This is a genomic window from Brevibacillus sp. 1238, assembly GCF_029892995.1.
GTDB classification, from domain to species: domain Bacteria; phylum Bacillota; class Bacilli; order Brevibacillales; family Brevibacillaceae; genus Brevibacillus; species Brevibacillus parabrevis.
This window is the reverse complement of the sequence record NZ_JARXWC010000006.1, coordinates 305,922-326,263: the sequence shown is the minus strand read 5'-3', so window position 1 is coordinate 326,263 and position 20,342 is coordinate 305,922. Positions and strand designations below refer to the sequence as shown.

Sequence of the window (20,342 nt, the reverse complement as noted above, 5' to 3'; positions counted from 1 at the left end):
CAGGCATCCCCCTTTTACGCCCGCGGTTCCCTTCGCTCTCTTTTGGGCGAGAGAGCAGGTGTTGTGGTAAAATGGGGGATGCCTCACCCTACACCATAACTAAGGACGAAAACGAAATGAATCGATCACAGTACGATTTTGATGTTATCATTATCGGCGGCGGGCCTTCCGGGCTGATGTCCGCTGTTGCGGCTTCGAGTCAGGGAGCGCGTGTCTGCCTGGTAGAAAAAGGCGGGAAGCTCGGGCGCAAGCTGATCATTTCTGGCGGCGGCCGCTGCAATGTTACCAACGCCAAGGAACAGGACGAGCTGATCAAGCAAATGCCAGGCAATGGCCGTTTTATGTATAGCGCTCTGACGCAATTCGGCAATCGGGAAATCATGCAATTTTTCGAGGGCTTGGGAGTCGCCCTGAAGGAAGAAGATCGCGGGCGAATGTTTCCTGTGACGGACAAGGCGGTTACTGTAGCGCAGGCGCTCATTGACCTTTTAAAGCGGCAAAATGTCACCATCCGGCTGAACTCTCCCGTCCAGGAAGTGCTCTATGAAAACGGCAGAACGGCTGGCATCTTGCTGCAAACGGGCGAAAAGCTCTCAGCCCCTTGCGTCATTATCGCGGTAGGCGGCTGCTCGGTTCCCCAGACAGGCTCGACGGGAGACGGATACGCCTGGGCCAAGGCTGCCGGACATACGGTAACGGACTTGTATCCTACAGAAGTGCCGCTGACCGCAAACGATTCGTTCATTCGCGACAAAACGCTTCAAGGACTGTCTCTGCGCGATGTGACGATGACGTTGTACGCCCCGAACGGCAAAAAGATTAACACGCAGGAAGGCGACATGATTTTTACCCATTTCGGGCTGTCTGGACCAGCCTCGCTGCGGATGGGACACTATGTTTCTACCAGCCAACGCAAATACGGCGCGATCCCGCTGTCGCTCACGCTCGATCTGATGCCAGCGAAAAGCAAAGACGAGATCAACGCGGAAAGCTGGCAGCTTTTGGAGGAGCAACCGAAAAAAGCGGTCAAAAACGTGCTGAAAGGCTACTTGCCTGAACGAATCATCCCCTTGCTGCTGTCGCTTGCCGACATCTCGGAAGACACGACGTACAGCCATATGAAAAAGCAAGATTGGGCAAGCTTTGCCGGCATCATCAAAGCATTTCCACTGACAATCACAGGCACGCTTTCCTTAGAAGAAGCTTTCATTACGGGCGGCGGAGTCAGCGTCAAGGAAATCGACCCGCGGACGATGCGTTCGAAGCTGATGGATGGCTTGTACTTCGCTGGTGAAGTCATGGATGTTCACGCCCATACCGGAGGCTACAACATTACTATCGCCTTTTCATCGGGACATTCCGCAGGTACGCACAGTGCGGAAGAAGCTTTGGAATTTTTTTGCGAGAATAACGTTTAGGGGAAGACAAATTGGGGAAACTAGCAAGCAGGTACTCTTTTTTGCGAAAGAGTGATCAGCACCTTACTCCCCCCTAGTTGTAAGGTGCTGGTTATCAGACCTTTACTCCCTTTATCTTCCCTAGATGGAGCATCGCCCTCGTGAGCGATGCTTCTTTTTTTTGCACAAAAAAACACCTGTCGCGTACGGAGCGCATTCCGCCTGCGATCAGGTGTTTTTTATGGAAAATGCTAGGTTAGGCTGCCATCCGGAACAAGTAGGCAAAGCCTGCTAAAACAAAGGCCAGGCCGAGCAAAAAGAATGTGTTCGCCCTTTGCTTCACCCGCTTTTCATTGCCCCGGAAATAGTGGTTCATCCGACTTTGCCATCTTTTCGTTCGGGGCTGAAGCATGACAAGCACCCCTGCGGCCATCAGGAAAAAGGGAAGGAGCTTCATCGGTGGCTCACCCCTTTTTCTTTCTGCGCAAAAGCCAGCGATTGTCTTCCTCGGCTGGAGCGCCTTCGATGACAAGACGCGCTTCCTCCGCCAGTTGGTATGCTTCCGCGAAAGCGAGCTGTCGGAATGATTGCTCCGCTTTTGTCAGCAGTTCGTTGACATGCCTGTTTTGGCGGCGGTAGCGGTTGGTGTACTGGATAGCTCCTTCCGCCAGCTGGCAAGTCGAAATAATTTGCTCCGCCATTCGCTCTGTCTCCACGACCAGCTCGTGCGCATCCTGAACCAAAATCGCCACTTCCTCCAAATCGTAGCGATACTGCTCCATGATCATCTTGATCCGTCCCAAAGTTTGCACGACTTCTTCAAACATGTACTTCAAATGATCGGGAATGCCAGGCAGGTAGCTTCGCTTGATTTGCTGGCGCACGCGTACCAATGTACTCGAAATCCGCTCCAGCTCGTCGAGAGCATCGTCCTCTGTCTCGATCAGCAAATAAGCTTGCTCCTGGACTTCCTCTTCATAGACTGGCTGCGGCTCAGCCTGGGTTTTCGGAATCACCAGCTCGTACTCCGTCTCTTCCTCGACGTCACGGCTCGGCTTGGTCGGCGGAGCATGAACCGAAGTCGCTTTTTCCGAGTTGGCAGGCTTCTTGAGTGCTTGCAGCAGCACAGCCCGTTCCGCTTCGCTCAACTGGTCGCGTGTTGCAGTTGCAATCGGCGCCGCTTCCGCAAAAGTCTCGTCAGCTTGCTCCTGATCGTACACTGCCGCTTTTGGTGCTTCATGCACGAACTCTTTTGGCTCTGGCTTGTGGATCACAGGCGCATGCTCGTCTTTGCTCGCCTGATTCCATACTTGCGCAGCCTGCTCGATGATCGCTGCCACTTCTGCATCGCTGACTTCGCGTTCTTTGTCAGTCGCAGGGGCATGCTCTCTTCCGGCTGCTTCTTCCTCGCTCTCGCTCCACTCATCTGCAAGCGGCTGCTCCAGAACCTGTGCGGAAGCGGAAGCCGCCGCGGCCTCGTGCTTGGCCATTACTCCTTCTTCAATTCCTTGATAAGTAGCGTCCAGCAACACATCGAAAGCTTTGGAGTGAGTCAAGACCATCTCCAAATTGCCTTCTTCCAGTGCGCTTTTCGCGGACGAAAGCAATTGCTTTGCCTGCAGCAGCGCCTTATCCAGCGCGTCCTGCTTCAAGTCAAAGCCGTCGCGAGTCGCTTGGCTGATTCCGTCCTCCAGCTGCTTGAACTCCTCCGGCATCGCCTTTTTCACGCGATGCACCAACGTCGGGAGTTGCTCCATCGTCTGCCCTACGCGTTCCAGCAGCTGCTGTGCCTTGATCGTCGTATCGTAGGCAGCGATATCGTCGCCTGCCGCCCGCGCCGTTTTCACCAGGCTTCGCATCGTCTCGACCTCATCCAGCGATGCTTTCAGCTCGTGAAACGACAGGCCGTATTCCAGACGCAAATCGGACAAGCGGCGCTCCATCTGCTCCACTTGCTTGCCGATTTCCGGGATGACAACTTTGTTCTCCTGTTTGGTAATCGCGACTTTTGAGGTGTCTTCCTTCAGCTCGTTCAGTTCATCCTCGATCTGGTTCAGCGTCTCGCGCGCTTCATCGAGCATGCCGAGCGCCAGCGAAAACCGGAAGCGGTCGCACGCTTCTTCCGCATCGAGAATCATCATCTCCACATCGGGGATGCGGATGCGCAGCAAGTTTTCCTTTTTGTCTGCCAGGTGGTGATAGCGCACCTCTGTCATTCCGCTGGAGCGGCGCAGCGGCTTTTCCACTTCGATGACATTGATTTTCTCTATCAGCTCATCCTTCCAATCTTCTACGTCGTCGACTAATTTAAAGATCGCGCGGCGACGAATCATGGCGTAGACCAGTCCGATTGACAAAGCCGCAAAGACAGCTCCGATCGCGTAAATCCACCACGGGATGCCGCCAAGTCCGTCTTTTTCCTCCGTCTGTTCCTGTGCTTTCGCATCGGTTGCACCCGCAGGAGCGGCAGCCTGCTTGTCCGAGATGCGGCTCAGTTCCCGGTTTACTTCCCCGATCAAAGTCTGAATGCCGTTCAAATACTGCTTCTGATTGCGGAATGGTTCGTAGTACGACGTCATTTTTTCATGCAGCATTTCCATCGATGCGCCTTTGGCCTGCAAAGCTGGCCCTGCATACATCCCGAGCTGTTCGGTGTTGTAGTCCAGGACGACCATCATCGCGTCATCAGCCAAATTGTAATTGTCAAACAGCTTCTGCGCGTACATGTCAGGGGATTCTGCTTCCGGTGCTGTGCTTTCCACTACGACAACTTTGTAGCTGCCAGGCAGATTTTGCATCGACTTCGCAAAGTTCGCCTTCTCTTCTTTTTTCAAGTAGTTGTCGGCGTCCTGCACAACTTCCTCTTTTTTGTCAGGAAAAGGCGTGGCGTAAGCCGGATTCGTATATAGCAACATGCCTGCCAGACAGAGCAGGAACAGTTTTCGTTTCACTTGTCAAACATCCCCTTAAAAAGTAAATTCATGGGAGAGGGCGCACCTTATGCCGGCAGCAAAATCCCATGCAAAAAACGCATGATGGAATCTTGCAGCCACCTGGCGAACTCCTCGGAAAACGGCTCCAGGTCATAAACCTGCCGAACCATCTGCGGTTGTAAAAACGGATATATCATCTGGCTGCTTACGGCCAGCACTATACGATCAATGGATACGGGCAAAAAATCACCCGCTGCGACTCCGCCTTCCAGCACCCTCGAAAGGCCGTGCTTCCAGCGGCTCATGTAAAGTGTCATCACTTCACGGGCAAGCATCGACTCGACACTCAGTTCCCGATGAATCAGCCTCGTGATCGGCGCGTGTTCCATCTGAAAACGCAAATACAGCTGAATCACCTGTTCAAGTCGTTGAATGGCAGAGACGTGCTCCTGCATCGTTTCCTGCTCCTCCAATAAACGAAACAGCGTCTCGAAGTAGGAAGCGATCAAGGTCTCCAGCACTCCCTGCTTGCCCTGGAAGTGATAAGAAATCAACGCGGAATTTACTTGTGCTTCGGCAGCGATTTGTCTAACGGATGTCCCTTTGTAGCCATACGTGTCAAACAGTTTGGCGGCTGCGGACAAAATACGCATTTTCGTCTGATCCATCGCTGGATTTCATCCCCTTTACACCCCGGCTGTGGCAAAACCGGAAAGCGACCATAGCCAAAAGAGTAGCGGTCGCAGTAGACACTCGATTTTCAACGGACATCTTTTCTATTGTACGGATGATTCGACGCAAAAAGATAGACCTGTTGTAAGTTCGACAAAGTTTTCCACTATTCCTCCTAGGAATAAAGACCGTCTGCGAAAAAAGCAGGGAACAATCCGGCCAGGCTCCTCGCAAACAATAAAGACGGACAACACCCCGAAAGCGTTACTTCTCCGATTGGAAAATTGCACCGTGTACCAGACGGAGGCAACAGGCTTTATTCAAACAGTCAAAAGCAGCCGCAAACACCTCGCTTTTTGCAGACGCGGCCAGCTTTGGAAAAAAGCGGCCTCACGACTCACAGAAAAAAAGACGCTCCCTTGCCCGCAGACATGGACGGTGAGCGTCTCTTTCTTCTGCTGCTTATTTGCCGCCTTCTGCCGCAGTTGGCACCGGCTTGGCCCGACCGTAATTTTGCAAATACGTTTCTACCTGGGAGTGCTCTTTTACCCGCTGGTCGTTCAAATCGTATGCGGAGCGAATCGACATCGTCATGTTGGTAGGCAGCATCGTCTTCTTGTTGTAGTAAATCGTGTACTCCGCTTCCACATCCATCTGATCGACCATCGCCTTCACGTCCTGCGCCTGTGCTTGTTTCGCCTGAATCGAGACACCAGCCCCAGGCGCAGCCGCTCTCGTCCAGTTTCCGTCTGACAGCTGCATCGCCAGCTTGACCCTTGGCTTGTGGGAGGCGAAAGGGCCCGCTGCGGACTGAATCCGCGAGCCAGCCCCGGCTTGTTCCTTCATTTGCGCAGCCAGCCATTCTTTCAGTTTGAGCGAATCCAGCGTCACACCGATTGCTTCGAGATCGTCCTGCGGATTTTCATCGGGCAGCTGGCGGACGCTTTTTTTCAGCTCGTCCATTTGCTGAAAGCAAAATGGCGGACTCCAGTTGTTCATCTCCTGCCGCAAAGCAACTCCTTCGCCCGGGACAGGCTTCCATTTTTCTTCCTGGCCTTGTTTGGCGTACAGCTCGCTTCCTTCGGAGAGCAGCGACAAAGTCTCCACTCGCTGCTGTTCTGGAACGGAAAACTTCACGTTCATATACACCGCTTCCCCGTCTTTTCGCCCGGAGAAGTTCACCATGTTGGCATTGGCGCTGTTCGCTGTCAAAAGCTTTGTCCTTCCGTAAAACGCGTACGAGTTCTGCGCCGCAAACTGATCGCGCACCTGTTCAAAAGCTGAATGGGGGTCTTGCTTGACGCCCATTTGATTACAACCTGTCAAAGCGGTGCACGCGATGGTCAAAAGGCACATGGTCCAATACTTGCGCATCTGGTTCCTCCCTCGGCTACCCCGGATTATGCCACTTCCAGGTGGTTGCAGGGTAATTGTCCCTTTTATCGTTTCCGGGGAGGAATAGGCTTATTCTGCTTGTTTCGCCAATGCCAGGAATCCGTCAGGCTACAGGTGATAGTACAAGACCCCGTCTTGTTCGCGCACCTCGACCTGATGCAAGATCATCAGCAAATCGATATGCCCGAGCGTCTCGGAAAGCGTCAGCGGCAGCTCTTTTTCATAAATAGCCGGAAACAGCAGCGTCGTCAGTTCATACGCTGTCAATTCCTTGTCAGCAAGCAGGCTGCGCAATGTGTCGGTCCGGCTCCAGTTTTTTTGCAGGCGAGAGGAAATCAGCTCGCGGTGGTTCCGGACGATCTCGCCATGACCCGCCAGCACCTGCTCGATCTCCATGTCCGCGCACATCTGCAAAGCCGTCCGGTACTGAACGAGTGTCAGCGGACGCGCACCCGAACGATCCCGCGGTGGCTCAATAAAGGCATTGGACGAAATATGTCCGATAATGTGATCTCCGCCGATCATCGTGCGATCCCGCTCCCGGTACAAGGACAGATGGCTCTGGCTGTGCCCCGGCGTGTAGAGAACCTGCCATTCCGGAAGATGCGGCACTTGTTGTTCATGCTTGAGCTTCAAGTCAATCTGGCTTGGCTCGGAAAAAGTCGTCATCAATTTGTGGAACTTCTCGATGATGATCAGCTTGTCGCTTGGCACGCCGCTTTTTTTGTACAGCTGCAAAAAGAACTGATCGTGAAAATCCATGAACTCCGCATCCAGCTCGACGTACGGCGCTGCCTGCGGATGCGCCAGTGTCAACGCCCCTGACTTTTGCCTCACTTTTTCCAATTGGCCGCAATGGTCAACGTGATGATGGGTCAGCACGATCTGCTCAATCTCTTCCACAGAGACGCCAGCCGCTTGCAGCCCTTCTGTGAGCGCCTGCCATGCCTCGTCTGTCTTCGGCCCCACATCGATCAAGGTCAGCTTCTCGCCTTTTATCAGATAGACGTTGACCGCTCCGACATTGAAGGGAGTCGGGATTTCCAGACAGTAAATATCCGGCGTGATTTGTGTCGCCTTGGTGTGCCATTCACGCATGTCCATTGCCAATTCCTCCATCTGCCTCTCAAGTTTGTCCGATTTTTTTCCGAAAAAGAGAAAAGAGCCATTTATTTGGCTCTAGGCGAGAACAACTTGGTTTCGACCAGAATTTTTCGCTTCGTACAACGCGATATCTGCTTGATGGAATAAGGCTTCGACGCTCAGATTCACATCCAGCTCCCGGTTCCATTTGGCCAGACCGCACGAGATGGTCACGCGCGGAGAAGTTTCCTGCTCCACACATTCCCTGATGCGCTCGGCAACAGAGTGGGCGGTCGCTTTGTCAACGCGCGGCAGGTAAACCGCAAGCTCCTCCCCGCCCCAACGCGCAGCGATATCGCTGTCTCTGATGCTGTGGCGAATGAGGTCGGACACCTGGATCAGCACTTCGTCGCCTACCTGGTGACCAAACGTATCGTTAACCGTCTTAAAATAGTCGATATCAATCAAAATCAACGAGCCGTAGCTGTCTTTTTCAAGCGAAGCCCTGACTCGCTCATTCAAATACCGTCTGGTGAAAAGTCCCGTCAAGTTGTCGGTAATGACCATCCGTTCCATCTCATTGTGCAAAACGGCATTGGTCATGGCAAGACTTGCGTGTTGGCCAAAAATTTCGAGCAGCTTGTAGTCGTCAAAACTAAAAAAATGATAGCGGGAATCTGCGACTAAAAGCACTCCGCTAATCTCACCCTCAACGACGAGCGGAACTCCCATGAGCGAGCAGCAGGAAAACAGCGAAAATGGCAGCGGACCTGTCCCTGGCTGAGCCAAAAGCAGCGTTTGCTTGCTCTGCATGATTTGCTGAAACGGCTTTTCCAATGCATTGACGACTGTGCCGTTAAAGGCGGGAACAGATGAAGAGAGGACATCGAATTTGTCTTCCCCTGGCTGTTTGCGGAGAATCGCACAAAACTCCGCATCAAAGGTCGCCTGCATCATTTCTGTGACAAAATCTAGAATTTCCTTTAAATCAAGACTTTTATTAAGCTGTCGCGCCATTTCATTAATGAGGCGCAGTTCACGAATGAGATTGCGCGATTGCTGGTACAGTTGGGCGTTCTCGAACGCAGTGCCCGCTGTATCTGCCAAAATGGAAATGTAGTCCTTCTCGTGCTGGCTCAACGAAATCGGCTGTTCCGAAGTCACCTGCAAAACGCCGTAGATGCCTTGCTTGCCGAGGAGCGGAGCGGCAATGACAGTCACCCGCTGATCGCCTTCTCCCACTTCTTCCGCGATCAAGCGCCCTTCCAGGTACGCTTTTGTGCTGGTGGACGGCTCCACTTCCTGGAATGACAGCTGCTTGACGGGCGTAGTGGCATTCGGCTCTACCGTCAGGAACAGCTCGACGGAGAAATACGGGTACAAGCTGGGAATGCTGGTGACGATTTCGTGCAAAACGTCATTGACATCAATCGACGCCTGGATTTTGGACATGAGCTGGTACAACAAATCTTTTTTGCTGGCTTCACGGCGCAAATCGTCGGACATGATCGCCCGCCAGAGAGCGCAGCTCGACTTTTCCGCCACCTCCTGCAAAAAGGCGATATCCCGCACATCGTAGACGCAATCCTTTTCCTCGGGCGGCAGGTGCATAAACAGCGCATAGAGCGGGATGTCATTGAGGCTCACCGGAACGACGATTACCCGGTGATCGTCGAGAACCGAAGACGTCACAGGCGTATTGCCTACCCGCGAGACCAGCTGGTGGATGTGAGCCTGCCCGGGTTCAGCTTCTTGCGTGGTGACGATCTCCTGGGGAATCAGCACCCCGTCCTCGGACAGCTTCACTGCCGAGCAATGACCCTTGGAAATGATGTGACTGATTTGTCTCGTCAAGCTGCCGAGCAAATCCCGCGCGGTGTCATGCAGGGTCAAATCCGTGACAATCTGGCCGGTGGCGTGCTGGATGTACGCATCGTATCCCATGCGGATGAGCGGCTCCAGTCCGCGCATGTAAGCACGCAGATCGAAATCGATCTCTCGCTGTGGAATGAGCATGCCAATGACAGCCCGCACGCTCCCGTCCAGCTCCTTCAGCGGAAAAGCTCCGCAGACCAGCGTGTTCTCTCTCTTCGTCTTGACGACAATCTCTTTCGTGCTCAACGCTTCCGATACATAATCGCAGACTTCTTGTGTCTGCATGTAATGGCGTGCAGCGTCGGACAGAGAGCTTCCAGATTGACTATCATGCATGTCCATGAAGTTGATTATGCGGCCCCCGGAATCTGTCAAGAAAAGGATGCCTGGGCGCTTTTCCGGCCAAGATTGTAAGATAAAATGGGCCGTGTAGGAAAAGACCGTCTCTAACTTCCCCAACATTTTACTTGACACGAGAAACTCCCTCTCTCAGCATTTTCTCAAGCTTCCAAATGGTCAGTATCATTTACCTGGAGCACTTCCCACCTGCGATCGACGTAGCGGAAAACGGATATCCCGGTGTTGTCGATCCGCGTGATGCCAGTTCCTTGCTCCCCTGCTGTTACGTAATGCAAAAAGCTGTTGATCAGGCCGCCATGAGAAACCACGACAATCGCTTCATTCGGATGCTTCGCTGCCAGCTCGCTGAGAGCAGCAACCGCGCGCCGCTGCATGTCTTCGAAAGTTTCAATTCCACACGAAGCCTCATCCTGACTCTCAAAACGCTCGCGGATTTCCTCGTAGGTGAGCCCCTCCCATTGTCCGTAGCAGCGCTCCCGCAAAGTCGGATGCGCCCCGACGGAAAACGAGAAGTTTTCCGCTATTTTTGCTGCCGTGTCACGTGCCCGGCTTAAATCACTGGAATAAACTGCGTGAATCGTCTCGCTTCGGAACCTTCCGGCTACCAGCTCGGCCTGCCGCATGCCCAGCTCGTTCAAAGCGATGTCGCTGTGTCCTTGAATACGCCGAATCTGATTCCACTTTGTCTCTCCATGACGAACGAGGTACATGATGGTTTCCAAAACGCAATAGCCCCTTTTCTGTGGAAACCGCCCTGCATCGCCTGCCAAGCACAAAACAGAGCGGGGTTATTTTCAAAACATGCAGATGACCCGTTGCGGTCATTGGAACAGTCGAAACTGTCTTTTTCAATTGTAGGATGGATAGTACTACTTATTATATAAGATGGTTGTTCACAATTCTAGTTTCATCCGTTAACATTTGGTACAAAATTCCTATGTTTCTTGCTTTTTCGCAAATGCGCTCTCTTTTTTCTCGTTTCCAGATGAAACGATTCCACTCTTCCTCTCGTCAGAGGTTGTAAAGCAAATGATATTAACATCGTGGGGGGAATTTTCATGAAGCCTTGGATAATTCGATCCAGCTCATTCGTATTGACAGCAAGCCTGCTGCTTCCCGCAGCACAAGCATATGCCCAAACACCTGCAGCCGCTACAGGCAAAATAGTCGCTGCCAATCCAGCTGACAGCACTCTGCTGGCGGCGGCAAGCAAAGTAAAGCTGTCCAAAGAAGCGGCGCTTACTCTTGCGGCAAAAGTGGTTCCGACCAGCGGGCTCACACTGACAAACGTGTCGTTTCGCTCCTCTGACAGCTGGCGCGCCTTCCCGGAGTGGTCGTTCAGCTGGACAAAAAAGGACTCGAAAAATGAGCAAACGCTTCTGTCGTACAGCGTCAGCATCCATGCCAACACTGGCGAGTTGACCTCTTACTCCTATTACGATCAAAGCAGCAGCAACCTGCCTTACGCCAAAAGAGTGTCCTATGAAGATGCCCGCACTGCCGCCGAGCAGTTTTTGAAAAAGCACAATCCGGGCAAGGCTGCCGAAACTCGCCTCTACCTGCGCGAGACGCCGGAGCAAAAAACGCCGCTCAATGCCGATGCTTCCTATACATTCCGCTTTGTCCGCGTGGTGGATGATGTTCTGTTCCCGGATAACGGAGCAGACATCACAGTAAACGGCTCAGGGGTCGTCAATCAATTCTCCTTGTCGTGGAACGAGGTGAAATTCGAAAAGCCTGACCAGGCGATTTCTTTGGAGGAAGCGGAAAAGCTTTTCCAGGAACAGGCAGACCCGCAGCTTGCTTACCTTTTGCCCTGGAATCGTTCCGGTTCTGAAAAAAACAGCGTCTCACTCGCTTATAACAATCCGTTTGCTTTCTACATCGACGCCAAAAGCGGCAAAGCCTTGAACACTTCATCCCTCACTCCCCGCAGCGAGTTGAAGGAGCCTGTCGCCGTCAGCAGCAAACCGCTCTCTCCGCGCCGCTCCGGCGGGGTACTGAGCCAGGACGAAGCGGTCAAGTGGGCGGAAAAGACGTTTGACCTCGCCAATTACGAGCTTCGTTCCGCCAACTATAACGAAAGAGATTACCAGGCCAACCGCGCGATCTGGAATCTTGAATACGCCCAAAAAGGCAAGGAAGGCGACGGCTACGTATTTGTCTCATTCGACGCCGTAACAGGAGACATCTATTCGTACAGCAAAGATCGGCCTGTGCGAAAAGACGGGGAAAAATCCGGAAAGACTGCCGATGCGAAAAAGCTGACGGAGGCGGCGATGGAAACCGTGCGCAAGTGGACGCCTACTTCAGCACACCAGTTGTTTTTGCTTGATCGTGGCGAGAGTGAAGCAGAAGTAGAACCGTATAACTCCGACCGCTTCCGCATCTCGTTTGAACGCTACATCGACGGTGTCGCCGCAGCCAGCGGTTCTGCCTACCTTACGTACGACTCGGAAACAGGCGAACTTTTGTCCTACAACGCTGATTTCGGCGGCGAAACTTATCCGACGAAAGTACCAAAGCACTTGTCTGCGGAAGAAGCTGTCCAGTCCTGGTGGAAAGAATCGGAGGCAGAAGCGGTTTATGCCCTTGAACCGCTCAGCGAGGAAGACAACAAGAAAGTGCAGAATCAGCCGTCCTACATTCCGAAACGAACTGCGAAGCTTGTTTATCGCGTGACTGCAACGCCGTTCGAGCAGCCTTACTACCTCGATGCGACGTCAGGCGAGTGGCACTCGACTGCATCTGGAAAAGCGATCAACCTGCATCGCCAGGCACCGCTTGATCTCAAAGATCATCCCGCTGAAAAGGAACTGCTTTTGATGTACGAATACGACGCCCTCTCTCTGGAAGATGGCAAAATTTTGCCGCAAAAACCGATCACTCGCGGCGAAATGATCGAGATGCTGATGATCAGCCTGAACCAGGGCCAGCAATACCCGGTGTACTCCGCCGAAAGAAAGGCGACTTACAGCGACGTGGCAAACGGCTCCCGCTTCTTCTCCGCTGTCGAAGGTGCTGTAGACCGCGGCCTTTTGGACAAAAACGCGTCTGCACTGAATCCTGATCAAGCGATTACGCGCGATGAATTGGCCGACATGATCGTTCGGGCGCTTGGCTACAACAAGCTGACCGACTACCCTGGCATGTTCCAGTCGTCGTTCACGGATATCGCAAACGCCAAGCACCGTGCTTCGATTATTATCGCGACGGCCATGGGCATCGTGCCTGCGGAAAAGACGACGTTTGCGCCACAAGCAGCCGTATCGCGTGCGGATGCGGCCATTACGTTCACGCGCTTTTTGGAAAAACGCGGAACCCCGGAGTCTCTGTCAGCTGCCCTCCGCGACTAATAAGACATTTTGCGCCATCGCTCTTATAGGATGGCGCATGTCTTTTCGCATGTCTTTTCACTTGACTTCCCCACACCTCGCCTAGTATGATTAAGTGTATGTGTACAGGGTAGCATTGATTGTAGGTAAAAACGGAAGGATACACCTTCTTAGTTCCCTCCCTTTACAGACTGCGGCTGAATATCTGTGAGGAGCACGATGCGGAAACGCTACCGTCCGAAGTTCGTGTAGATAAAGTAGGAACTAACCTGCCGGAAGTAAACACCTACGAATCCAATTTAAAGGAGACTGAATACATGTCACGTTACACAGGACCTCGTCACAAACTGGCTCGTCGTCTGGGCATCTCCCTCGACGGTACAGGAAAAGACATCAAGCGCAACTTCCCTCCGGGCCAACACGGTCACAACAACCGTCGTAAACTGTCCGAGTACGGAATCCAGTTGCAAGAAAAGCAAAAACTGCGCCACATGTTTGGCCTTAACGAAAAACAATTCCGCCGCACTTTCGACCAAGCTAGCAAAATGGCTGGCGTAGTCGGTGAAAACTTCATGAAATTGCTGGAATCCCGCCTGGACAACCTGGTATACCGCATGGGCTTCGCTCCAACTCGCCCTGCTGCTCGTCAGCTGGTAAACCATGGCCACTTCCTGGTAAACGGCAAAAAAGTGAACATCCCATCTTACCGTGTTCAACCGGGTGATGTGATTTCCATCCGCGAAAAGTCCCGTGGTCTGCAACTGATCAAGGACTCTTTGGAAGCTCGCAACTTCCTGCCAAACTACGTAACATTCAACGATGCTGCTGCTGAAGGTACTTACACTCGTCTCCCAGACCGTGAAGAAATGCCTTCCGAAATCAACGAAGTTCTGATCGTTGAGTTCTACAGCCGTTAATCGTCTGGACATAAAAAGAGCAGTGCCGCCCGTCGGCCTGCTCTTTTTTCTATGATCAGCCCTCTTTCGCTCCTCGTCCATCCGTTGCAGAAAATCACCCCGAATAGTAGATGGCCATGCTCACGCGGACCAGCTCCGCTCCTTCGTTGCGATAGCTGTGCGGCCTGTCTGCCTTGAAGCGAATCGCCAGCCCGCAACGTATACGTCTCTCCTTTGATCTCGACTGCCAGCTCCCCGGAAAAAACCGTCAAAAACTCTTCCGTTCCCTCCTGATGAGCACCAGAGCCTAACGAGCCTCCCCCTTCGATTTCAACAGCCCCTCTTTCGATCTGCCCGATCATCGTCTTGCTGACGCCGCTCAACTCCGCAAGTTTCTCCAGAGAAACGAGCGCGGCTTTCACATCACCATGGCTGTGCTCCTGGTGGCAAGCTCGATCCTGCTTCTCGTATAAACCTAAACCGCGTTCGGCCATAAACAGGCAAAACGCAACACTTTTTGACAGATTCAGACGATGCACGGAACTTCTCTGTAGACGCTATCATCGCTTCTACCCTCATGGTTCCTCGTATGGTATAATTAGGGGGTATGCTAGGGGGTCGTAGACTATGTCGAATAACCACACATCTTCCTCTGAACCGTCGAAAAAAAAGCGACGCCGTAGCCGTGGCAGAATAATATGGATCATCGTACAGATGGTGTTTCTGCTTGGGCTTATGGGGGCAGCTGTCGCCGGAGGAATCGTGACAGGTTATGTTGCCGCACTCGTGAAAGACGAGCCAGTGCGCAGCAAGGAGGAACTGGAGGACAAAATTTTCACCAATTATCTGACTGGATTCGCCTACTACAACGACGGCTCTCTCATCGGCCAATTGCGGGCTGAAGAAGGCGATCGGCGCTTGGTGAAAAAGGCAGACGTTTCTCCTTATTTGATCAATGCCATCATCGCAACAGAAGACAAAACCTACTACCAACATTCCGGCGTTTCCCTTCAATCCACAATGCGTGGAGCGATCCAGGAATTCACCAACCAACCTGTCGTGACAGGCGGTAGTACGATTACGCAGCAGCTCGTAAAAAATACGATCCTCTCCGCTGAAGTGAGCCACACCCGAAAAGCGCGGGAAATCTTCAGTGCCATCCGGATCGAGCGCATGTTTTCCAAAGATCAGATTTTGGAAGCCTACATGAACGAAATTTACTTCGGGAAAAACGCCAACGGCTCCAACGTCTACGGTGTACAGGCTGCCGCCAAAGGGATTTTTGGCAAAGATGTGAAGGAACTGAATCTCAGCGAAGGCTCTTATCTCGCTGGCATGATTCAAAATCCTGGCGCGTACTCTCCATTTCGCGCCGAAAGCTATCAACGCGGCAAGGAGCGCCAGAAAATGGTGCTGGACCGCATGATGGAAAATGGCTACATTACCCAGGCCCAGTACGATGGTGCGCTCAAGGCCGACCTGAAAGCGCAGCTGGCCAAGCCTGCCCAGCAAGCGTACCGCGAAGTTCCGTTCCTGATGATGGAGATCGAGGATCGGGCCGCCCGTCAGCTGGTCGATGCTGATCTCGCGGAAAAAGGGCGCGACAAGTCCACCATCGGACGCAACGAATACCGTCAACTGGTCGAGGACAAGCGCCGCGACATTTTGCGCAAAGGCTACAAGGTCCACACCACGATTGACAAAAATGTCTACAACATTATGCAAGCTGTTGCGACCGATCCGAAAAACTTCGGAAAAAACCGCACCTACACGATTCGCCGCTCCAACGGCAAGACGGAGAAAATCGAGAACGCGCTGGAAGAAGTCGGAGCCATGCTCATCCATAATAAAACGGGCGCGATTCTCGGGATGATCGGCGGACGCGATTTTAAAGTGGAGCAGACAAACCACGCGACTGTGCCGCGCCAGCCTGGTTCGGCGATGAAGCCGCTGGCAGCCTACGCTCCTGCCTTTGAACTGGGGCTTTTGCAGCCAGCTTCGCCAATCGATGACGCACCCGTGCTGCTCGCAGACGGCCAAAACGGCTCTCACCTGCCGAAAAACTGGAACAACAAATGGCAAGGAATCATGAGTGCACGTGAAGCGCTGCGGATGTCCTGGAATATTCCCGCGATCAAGACGTACTTGAAGGTCGGGATTCCTACCGCACTCGAATACGTCAAAAAAATGGGGATCACCACGCTGGTCGATGCAGACAACCACGCTGCAACAGGCGTAATCGGCGGACTTACATACGGGACGACGGCGGAGGAAATGACCAATGCCTACGCGACGTTCGCTAACCACGGCTCCTTTGTGGATGCATACCTCATCGACAGAATCGAAGACAGTCAGGGCAAGGTAGTCTATCGTCACGAGGCTCAGCCTGTTCAAGTCTACAGCGAGCAAACCGCTTACCTGATCACAGACATGATGCGTTCGGTCGTAAACGCCGGAACAGGTACCCACATTCGCAAATTTGTACCGCGCAAAGTCGATGTGGCAGGCAAAACCGGGACAACCAACAACAGCAACGACCTCTGGTTCGTCGGCTACACGCCGGAGTTGTCCATGGGTGTCTGGGTCGGATTTGACGAGCCGTACCCGATGCCGGATGCGGACAAATACGTGCCAATGGTTGTCTGGGGCAAAGTCATGAAAGAAATCATGGACAAGCACCCGAACTTGTCTCCCCCTGACGCAACCTTTAAAAAGCCGGCAGGGATTGTCAGCGCAACAGTCGATTCCAAATCCGGATTGCTGCCAAGCGAGCTGTCCAAGCAGGCAGGACATGTGATTACCGACTTGTTCAATCGCCGCTTCGTTCCGACGAAGGTGGACGATTCTCACCAAAAAGCTAGATTGATTACGTACAACGGGGAACGTTATCTGGCGAAGGAAGGCACTCCGGACGATTTTGTCACCGAAGGCATTTTCTACCGCTCGCCTGATCCGCTTCCTTCCAAGGAACAGATTCAAGCCAAAAACAGCAAAGTGGCAAGTCAGCCGCCTGACTGGGAGCAGCGTCTCCCGGACAAGGAAGACCCGCGCACAGAGGTTGGCGGAGCGCCGTCAGCGCCAAGCGGAGTGACCGCAAGCGGCTCTGGCAAACAGATTTCGCTCTCCTGGCAGTCTGGCAAGGAAGCCGATCTCGTCGGATACCGCATCTACCGCGCCGATCCGCAAAACGGCTTTGTCAAAGTCGCAACAGTGAAAGATCCGGCCGAACTGACCTTCGCCGATTCGGCATCAGGCAGCGGTGATCTGGGCTACTATGTCACAGCAGTCGATATCGCCGGAAACGAGTCCTCCCCTTCTGCTATCGCTTCTGTCGGCTCGTCCTCCCATACGTGGGAGCTGCCGGGCACAGACACGGGAACGCCGCAGCCGGGTGACACGACGACTCCACCGACGGATAACGGCAGCGGCAATAACAGCGGCAACAATCAAACGAATCCAGGCGAGCAAGGGTCGGGAGACGACACAAACGGCAATTCGAATCCAAACCCGAATACGCCTTCCGCTTCACCTCCTTCCGCTCCGAAATCGCTGTCGCTCAAGGCAAGCGGCAACAACGTGAAGCTGTCCTGGAAAGGCAACAGTTCCACCGAGCAGGTCATTGCCTACAACGTGTATTTCAGCCCGGATGCGGCAAGCGGCTATTTGCTGCTCGACACCGTATCGGCAACGAGCTACACGCACGCAACAAACGTTCCGAACGGCAGTTACTACATCACCGCCGTCAACAGTTACGGAGAATCGCCACATTCAAACAACGTAACGGCAACCACCACAGAATAGACTAGGAAGAAGAATCAGCAGAGATGGTCGCAATCGCCATCTCTCTTTTTCTACAAGCAAAGGGGGGGAACTGATGGAACACGTCAAACGCTATCATTCTGCGAGCATGATCGTGAACGGAAAAGAGCTTCTCATCGAGGGACCGGTTACAGGGAGGCATTTGGCTGACCTGCGCTTTGATGAAGGGCTAAAGGCATTCCGCATCCCGGAGCAGCAACACGAAGCTCTGATCGAAATTGCCGATCTGCCGGAAGGACGCATTATTTTGGCGCGGGAAGGCGACCTCGTTCTCGGCTATGTCACCTTCCTCCATCCCGATCCGCTGGAGCGCTGGTCCATGGCCAAGCTGCCCGACCTGCTTGAGCTTGGCGCCATCGAGATCAGTGACAAAGTTCGCGCGGGCGGCGTAGCCAAGAAGCTCCTTGAAGTATCTTTTGCGGACGATGCGATGGAAGACTACGTGATTATCACGACCGAGTACTACTGGCATTGGGATCTGAAAGGTACAGGGCTTGATGTCTGGCAGTACAGAAAGGTCATGGAAAAAGTAATGGGCAGCGTCGGACTTACCTGGATGGCGACAGACGATCCGGAAATATGCTCTCATCCCGCCAACTGTCTGATGGCCAAAATCGGAAAACGAGTTCCTGCTGAAACGGTTGTCGCTTTTGATGCCATGCGTTTTCAGAATCGCTTTCTTTATTAGTCTGGACATCTTTTTCAAAGGATGCAAGGAGGCCATCACTCATGCGCGTAGAAGATATCATGCGAAAAAACGTCGTTACCACCCAACCAGCTACCACGATCGGAGAAGCCCTCTTGCTGCTTCGAGCCAACCGAATCAGGCACTTGCCTGTTCTGGATGACGATAAGCTGGTGGGCATCGTCTCGGACCGCGATCTGCGCGATGCCCTCCCCTCCCGCTTGCTTACCCACGACGATGACGATACCGTGCTGCACAAGCCTGTTGCCGATATCATGCAAAAACAGGTCATCACTGCTCACCCGCTTGATTTCATCGAAGATGCCGCCCTCCAGATTTATGAGCACAAGATCGGTTCCTTGCCGATTGTGGAAGGAAACCGCCTCGTCGGGATGATTACGGAATCCGACCTGTTTTCCAGCCTGATCGAGCTGTTCGGGGTCAACAAGCCCAGCTCGCACATCGAAGTAGAAGTGGATGATCGCGTCGGGATGCTGGCTGAGGTCAGCCAGATTTTCCGCGAAGCACAAGTGAATGTCACCAGTGTCATCGTGTTTCCAGGAAAAAATCCCGGCAAAAAGAATCTGGTCTTCCGCGTCCAGACGATTGACCCGCGCGTCGTGACACAATTGCTGCTCCAAAGAGGATTTTCTGTCGTCGGACCGACGGATGGGGGGGTAATTTTGTGAGCCGGAACGCTCGTCTGATCTACTCCCCCGACTACACCACGTATTACTTTAACGATGACCACCCTTTTAACCAACGCCGTCTGCTCCTCATGCACGATCTGATGAGCAGCTACGGCCTACTCGCTGAGTCAGACATCATTGCCCCGCGCATGGCAACCGACGAAGAGCTTGCTCTCGTTCATGACGCACGCTACATCCAGTTCGTCCGCGATCAGGGCCATAGCGAAAAAGAGCTGCCCCAGGCAGCGAGCTACGGTCTTGGCACGGAGGACGTCCCCTGTTTTCAGAACATGCACGAATCGGCTGCCCTCATTGTCGGAGGGACGTTGAACGCCGTCGATGCTGTCATGAAGGGACAAGCAGAACACGCCTTCAATCCTGCTGGCGGCCTGCATCACGCGTTTCGCGGGAGAGCCTCGGGCTTTTGCATTTACAACGATTGCTCCGTCGCCATCGCCTATTTGCGCAAACATTGGAACGCACGCGTCATGTACATCGACACCGACGCGCATCATGGAGATGGCGTACAATGGGCGTTTTACGATGACCCGAACGTCTTGACTGTCTCCATTCACGAGACGGGAAAATACTTGTTTCCGGGAACGGGGAATCTCTCGGAACGCGGGGATGGAAGCGGTTACGGATTTTCGGTCAATGTGCCGCTCGATGCGTTCACAGAAGACGACTCTTTTCTGGAAGTGTACGGCGAGCTAGTGTCCAAGCTGGCAAGAGGCTTCAAGCCGGACGTGATTTTGACCCAAAACGGCTGTGATGCCCATACGTTTGATCCGCTCACGCACCTTTCCTGCTCGATGCGCATTTATCAAGATATCCCAAGGCTCGCCCACCGCCTCGCTCACGAGCTGTGCGATGGCCGCTGGATCGCGGTCGGCGGCGGCGGCTACGACATTTGGCGAGTGGTGCCGCGGGCATGGACGCTTGTGTGGAGCGAGATGAGCGATCAGCCGCTGGAAGATGGCGACCTGCCTTCTGGCTGGCTCAAGCGCTGGCAGCCGCAGACAGACTTGCCGCTGCCAACCCGCCTGTTTGACGAACCGTTTCCCGCTATCCCCCGCCGGGCAGAGATTACGGAAAAAAACCGGATCACGCTGGAGCGCGCCATGATGTACGCGCCTACGGAAGCAAGCAAATAGCAGATGACATTTGCGAAAAAACATACGAAAAAGCGGGGAGATCGCGCAC

14 protein-coding genes and 1 pseudogene are annotated in these 20,342 nt (G+C 53.4%); 7 read left to right on the top strand and 8 right to left on the bottom strand.

All coding sequences use genetic code 11. The annotated features are described in order from the left end of the window. The first annotated feature begins 116 nt into the window (after positions 1 to 116). On the top strand, positions 117 to 1,418 hold the full coding sequence (locus tag M2298_RS16765) for a BaiN/RdsA family NAD(P)/FAD-dependent oxidoreductase (RefSeq protein WP_280648759.1): 1,302 nt from the start codon (positions 117 to 119) through the stop codon (positions 1,416 to 1,418). 235 nt (positions 1,419 to 1,653) lie between these two features. Here M2298_RS16765 and M2298_RS16760 read toward each other — a convergent pair whose 3' ends face one another. From M2298_RS16760 to M2298_RS16730, 7 genes are all read right to left on the bottom strand, one after another. After that, a complete protein-coding gene (locus M2298_RS16760) occupies positions 1,654 to 1,854 on the bottom strand; it encodes a hypothetical protein (protein WP_173598214.1) in 201 nt (66 codons plus the stop codon). Positions 1,855 to 1,861: 7 nt separating this feature from the next. After that, entirely contained in the window at positions 1,862 to 4,348 is a 2,487-nt protein-coding gene (locus M2298_RS16755; protein ID WP_280648758.1) for a septation ring formation regulator EzrA, read from the bottom strand. 47 nt (positions 4,349 to 4,395) lie between these two features. Beyond that, entirely contained in the window at positions 4,396 to 4,998 is a 603-nt protein-coding gene (gene refZ, locus M2298_RS16750; RefSeq protein ID WP_063228134.1) for a forespore capture DNA-binding protein RefZ, read from the bottom strand. A 466-nt stretch (positions 4,999 to 5,464) separates the two neighbouring features. After that, positions 5,465 to 6,376 carry a DUF6612 family protein gene (locus M2298_RS16745; RefSeq protein WP_122964025.1) on the bottom strand — a complete coding sequence of 304 codons (912 nt, stop codon included), beginning with the start codon at positions 6,374 to 6,376 and terminating at the stop codon, positions 5,465 to 5,467. A gap of 129 nt (positions 6,377 to 6,505) precedes the next feature. Beyond that, a complete protein-coding gene (locus M2298_RS16740; RefSeq protein WP_173598217.1) occupies positions 6,506 to 7,501 on the bottom strand; it encodes an MBL fold metallo-hydrolase in 996 nt (331 codons plus the stop codon). Positions 7,502 to 7,576: 75 nt separating this feature from the next. After that, positions 7,577 to 9,817 carry a sensor domain-containing diguanylate cyclase gene (locus M2298_RS16735; RefSeq protein ID WP_122964023.1) on the bottom strand — a complete coding sequence of 747 codons (2,241 nt, stop codon included), beginning with the start codon at positions 9,815 to 9,817 and terminating at the stop codon, positions 7,577 to 7,579. A 38-nt stretch (positions 9,818 to 9,855) separates the two neighbouring features. Next, the gene (locus M2298_RS16730) at positions 9,856 to 10,437 is read right to left on the bottom strand and encodes a histidine phosphatase family protein (protein ID WP_122964022.1); all 582 of its coding nucleotides are present in this window, start codon (positions 10,435 to 10,437) and stop codon (positions 9,856 to 9,858) included. A 336-nt stretch (positions 10,438 to 10,773) separates the two neighbouring features. Between M2298_RS16730 and M2298_RS16725 the strand changes: the two genes are divergently transcribed. Continuing rightward, positions 10,774 to 13,071, top strand: coding sequence for an S-layer homology domain-containing protein (locus tag M2298_RS16725; RefSeq protein ID WP_122964021.1), 2,298 nt, complete (start codon positions 10,774 to 10,776; stop codon positions 13,069 to 13,071). Between the two features lie 296 nt (positions 13,072 to 13,367). Beyond that, positions 13,368 to 13,967 (top strand): 30S ribosomal protein S4, encoded by a 600-nt coding sequence (gene rpsD, locus M2298_RS16720; protein ID WP_063228128.1) that lies wholly within the window; start codon positions 13,368 to 13,370, stop codon positions 13,965 to 13,967. 94 nt (positions 13,968 to 14,061) lie between these two features. Here rpsD and M2298_RS16715 read toward each other — a convergent pair. Continuing rightward, positions 14,062 to 14,368 (bottom strand): annotated as a pseudogene (locus tag M2298_RS16715) (cupin domain-containing protein). A 205-nt stretch (positions 14,369 to 14,573) separates the two neighbouring features. Here M2298_RS16715 and M2298_RS16710 point away from each other — a divergent pair. The 4 genes from M2298_RS16710 (at position 14,574) to M2298_RS16695 (ending at position 20,293) form a co-directional block, all read left to right on the top strand. Beyond that, positions 14,574 to 17,747, top strand: a complete 3,174-nt coding sequence (locus M2298_RS16710; protein WP_173599882.1) for a penicillin-binding protein 1A — start codon at positions 14,574 to 14,576, stop codon at positions 17,745 to 17,747. 73 nt (positions 17,748 to 17,820) lie between these two features. Beyond that, a complete protein-coding gene (locus M2298_RS16705) occupies positions 17,821 to 18,453 on the top strand; it encodes a hypothetical protein (protein ID WP_063228124.1) in 633 nt (210 codons plus the stop codon). 41 nt (positions 18,454 to 18,494) lie between these two features. Beyond that, on the top strand, positions 18,495 to 19,139 hold the full coding sequence (locus tag M2298_RS16700; protein WP_122964019.1) for a CBS and ACT domain-containing protein: 645 nt from the start codon (positions 18,495 to 18,497) through the stop codon (positions 19,137 to 19,139). Next, complete coding sequence (locus M2298_RS16695) at positions 19,136 to 20,293, top strand: acetoin utilization protein AcuC (protein ID WP_173599883.1); 1,158 nt, start codon at positions 19,136 to 19,138, stop codon at positions 20,291 to 20,293. Before M2298_RS16700 ends, M2298_RS16695 begins: the two co-directional genes overlap by 4 nt. Positions 20,294 to 20,342 lie beyond the last annotated feature (49 nt).

Bases quoted from the DNA above. Each gene is read 5' to 3' on its own strand.
- M2298_RS16765 (WP_280648759.1), top strand. From the start codon at position 117: ATGAATCGATCACAGTACGATTTTGATGTTATCATTATCGGCGGCGGG.
- M2298_RS16760 (WP_173598214.1), bottom strand. From the start codon at position 1,854: ATGAAGCTCCTTCCCTTTTTCCTGATGGCCGCAGGGGTGCTTGTCATG.
- refZ (WP_063228134.1), bottom strand. From the start codon at position 4,998: ATGGATCAGACGAAAATGCGTATTTTGTCCGCAGCCGCCAAACTGTTT.
- M2298_RS16745 (WP_122964025.1), bottom strand. From the start codon at position 6,376: ATGCGCAAGTATTGGACCATGTGCCTTTTGACCATCGCGTGCACCGCT.
- M2298_RS16740 (WP_173598217.1), bottom strand. From the start codon at position 7,501: ATGGACATGCGTGAATGGCACACCAAGGCGACACAAATCACGCCGGAT.
- M2298_RS16735 (WP_122964023.1), bottom strand. From the start codon at position 9,817: ATGTTGGGGAAGTTAGAGACGGTCTTTTCCTACACGGCCCATTTTATC.
- M2298_RS16725 (WP_122964021.1), top strand. From the start codon at position 10,774: ATGAAGCCTTGGATAATTCGATCCAGCTCATTCGTATTGACAGCAAGC.
- rpsD (WP_063228128.1), top strand. From the start codon at position 13,368: ATGTCACGTTACACAGGACCTCGTCACAAACTGGCTCGTCGTCTGGGC.
- M2298_RS16710 (WP_173599882.1), top strand. From the start codon at position 14,574: ATGTCGAATAACCACACATCTTCCTCTGAACCGTCGAAAAAAAAGCGA.
- M2298_RS16705 (WP_063228124.1), top strand. From the start codon at position 17,821: ATGGAACACGTCAAACGCTATCATTCTGCGAGCATGATCGTGAACGGA.
- M2298_RS16700 (WP_122964019.1), top strand. From the start codon at position 18,495: ATGCGCGTAGAAGATATCATGCGAAAAAACGTCGTTACCACCCAACCA.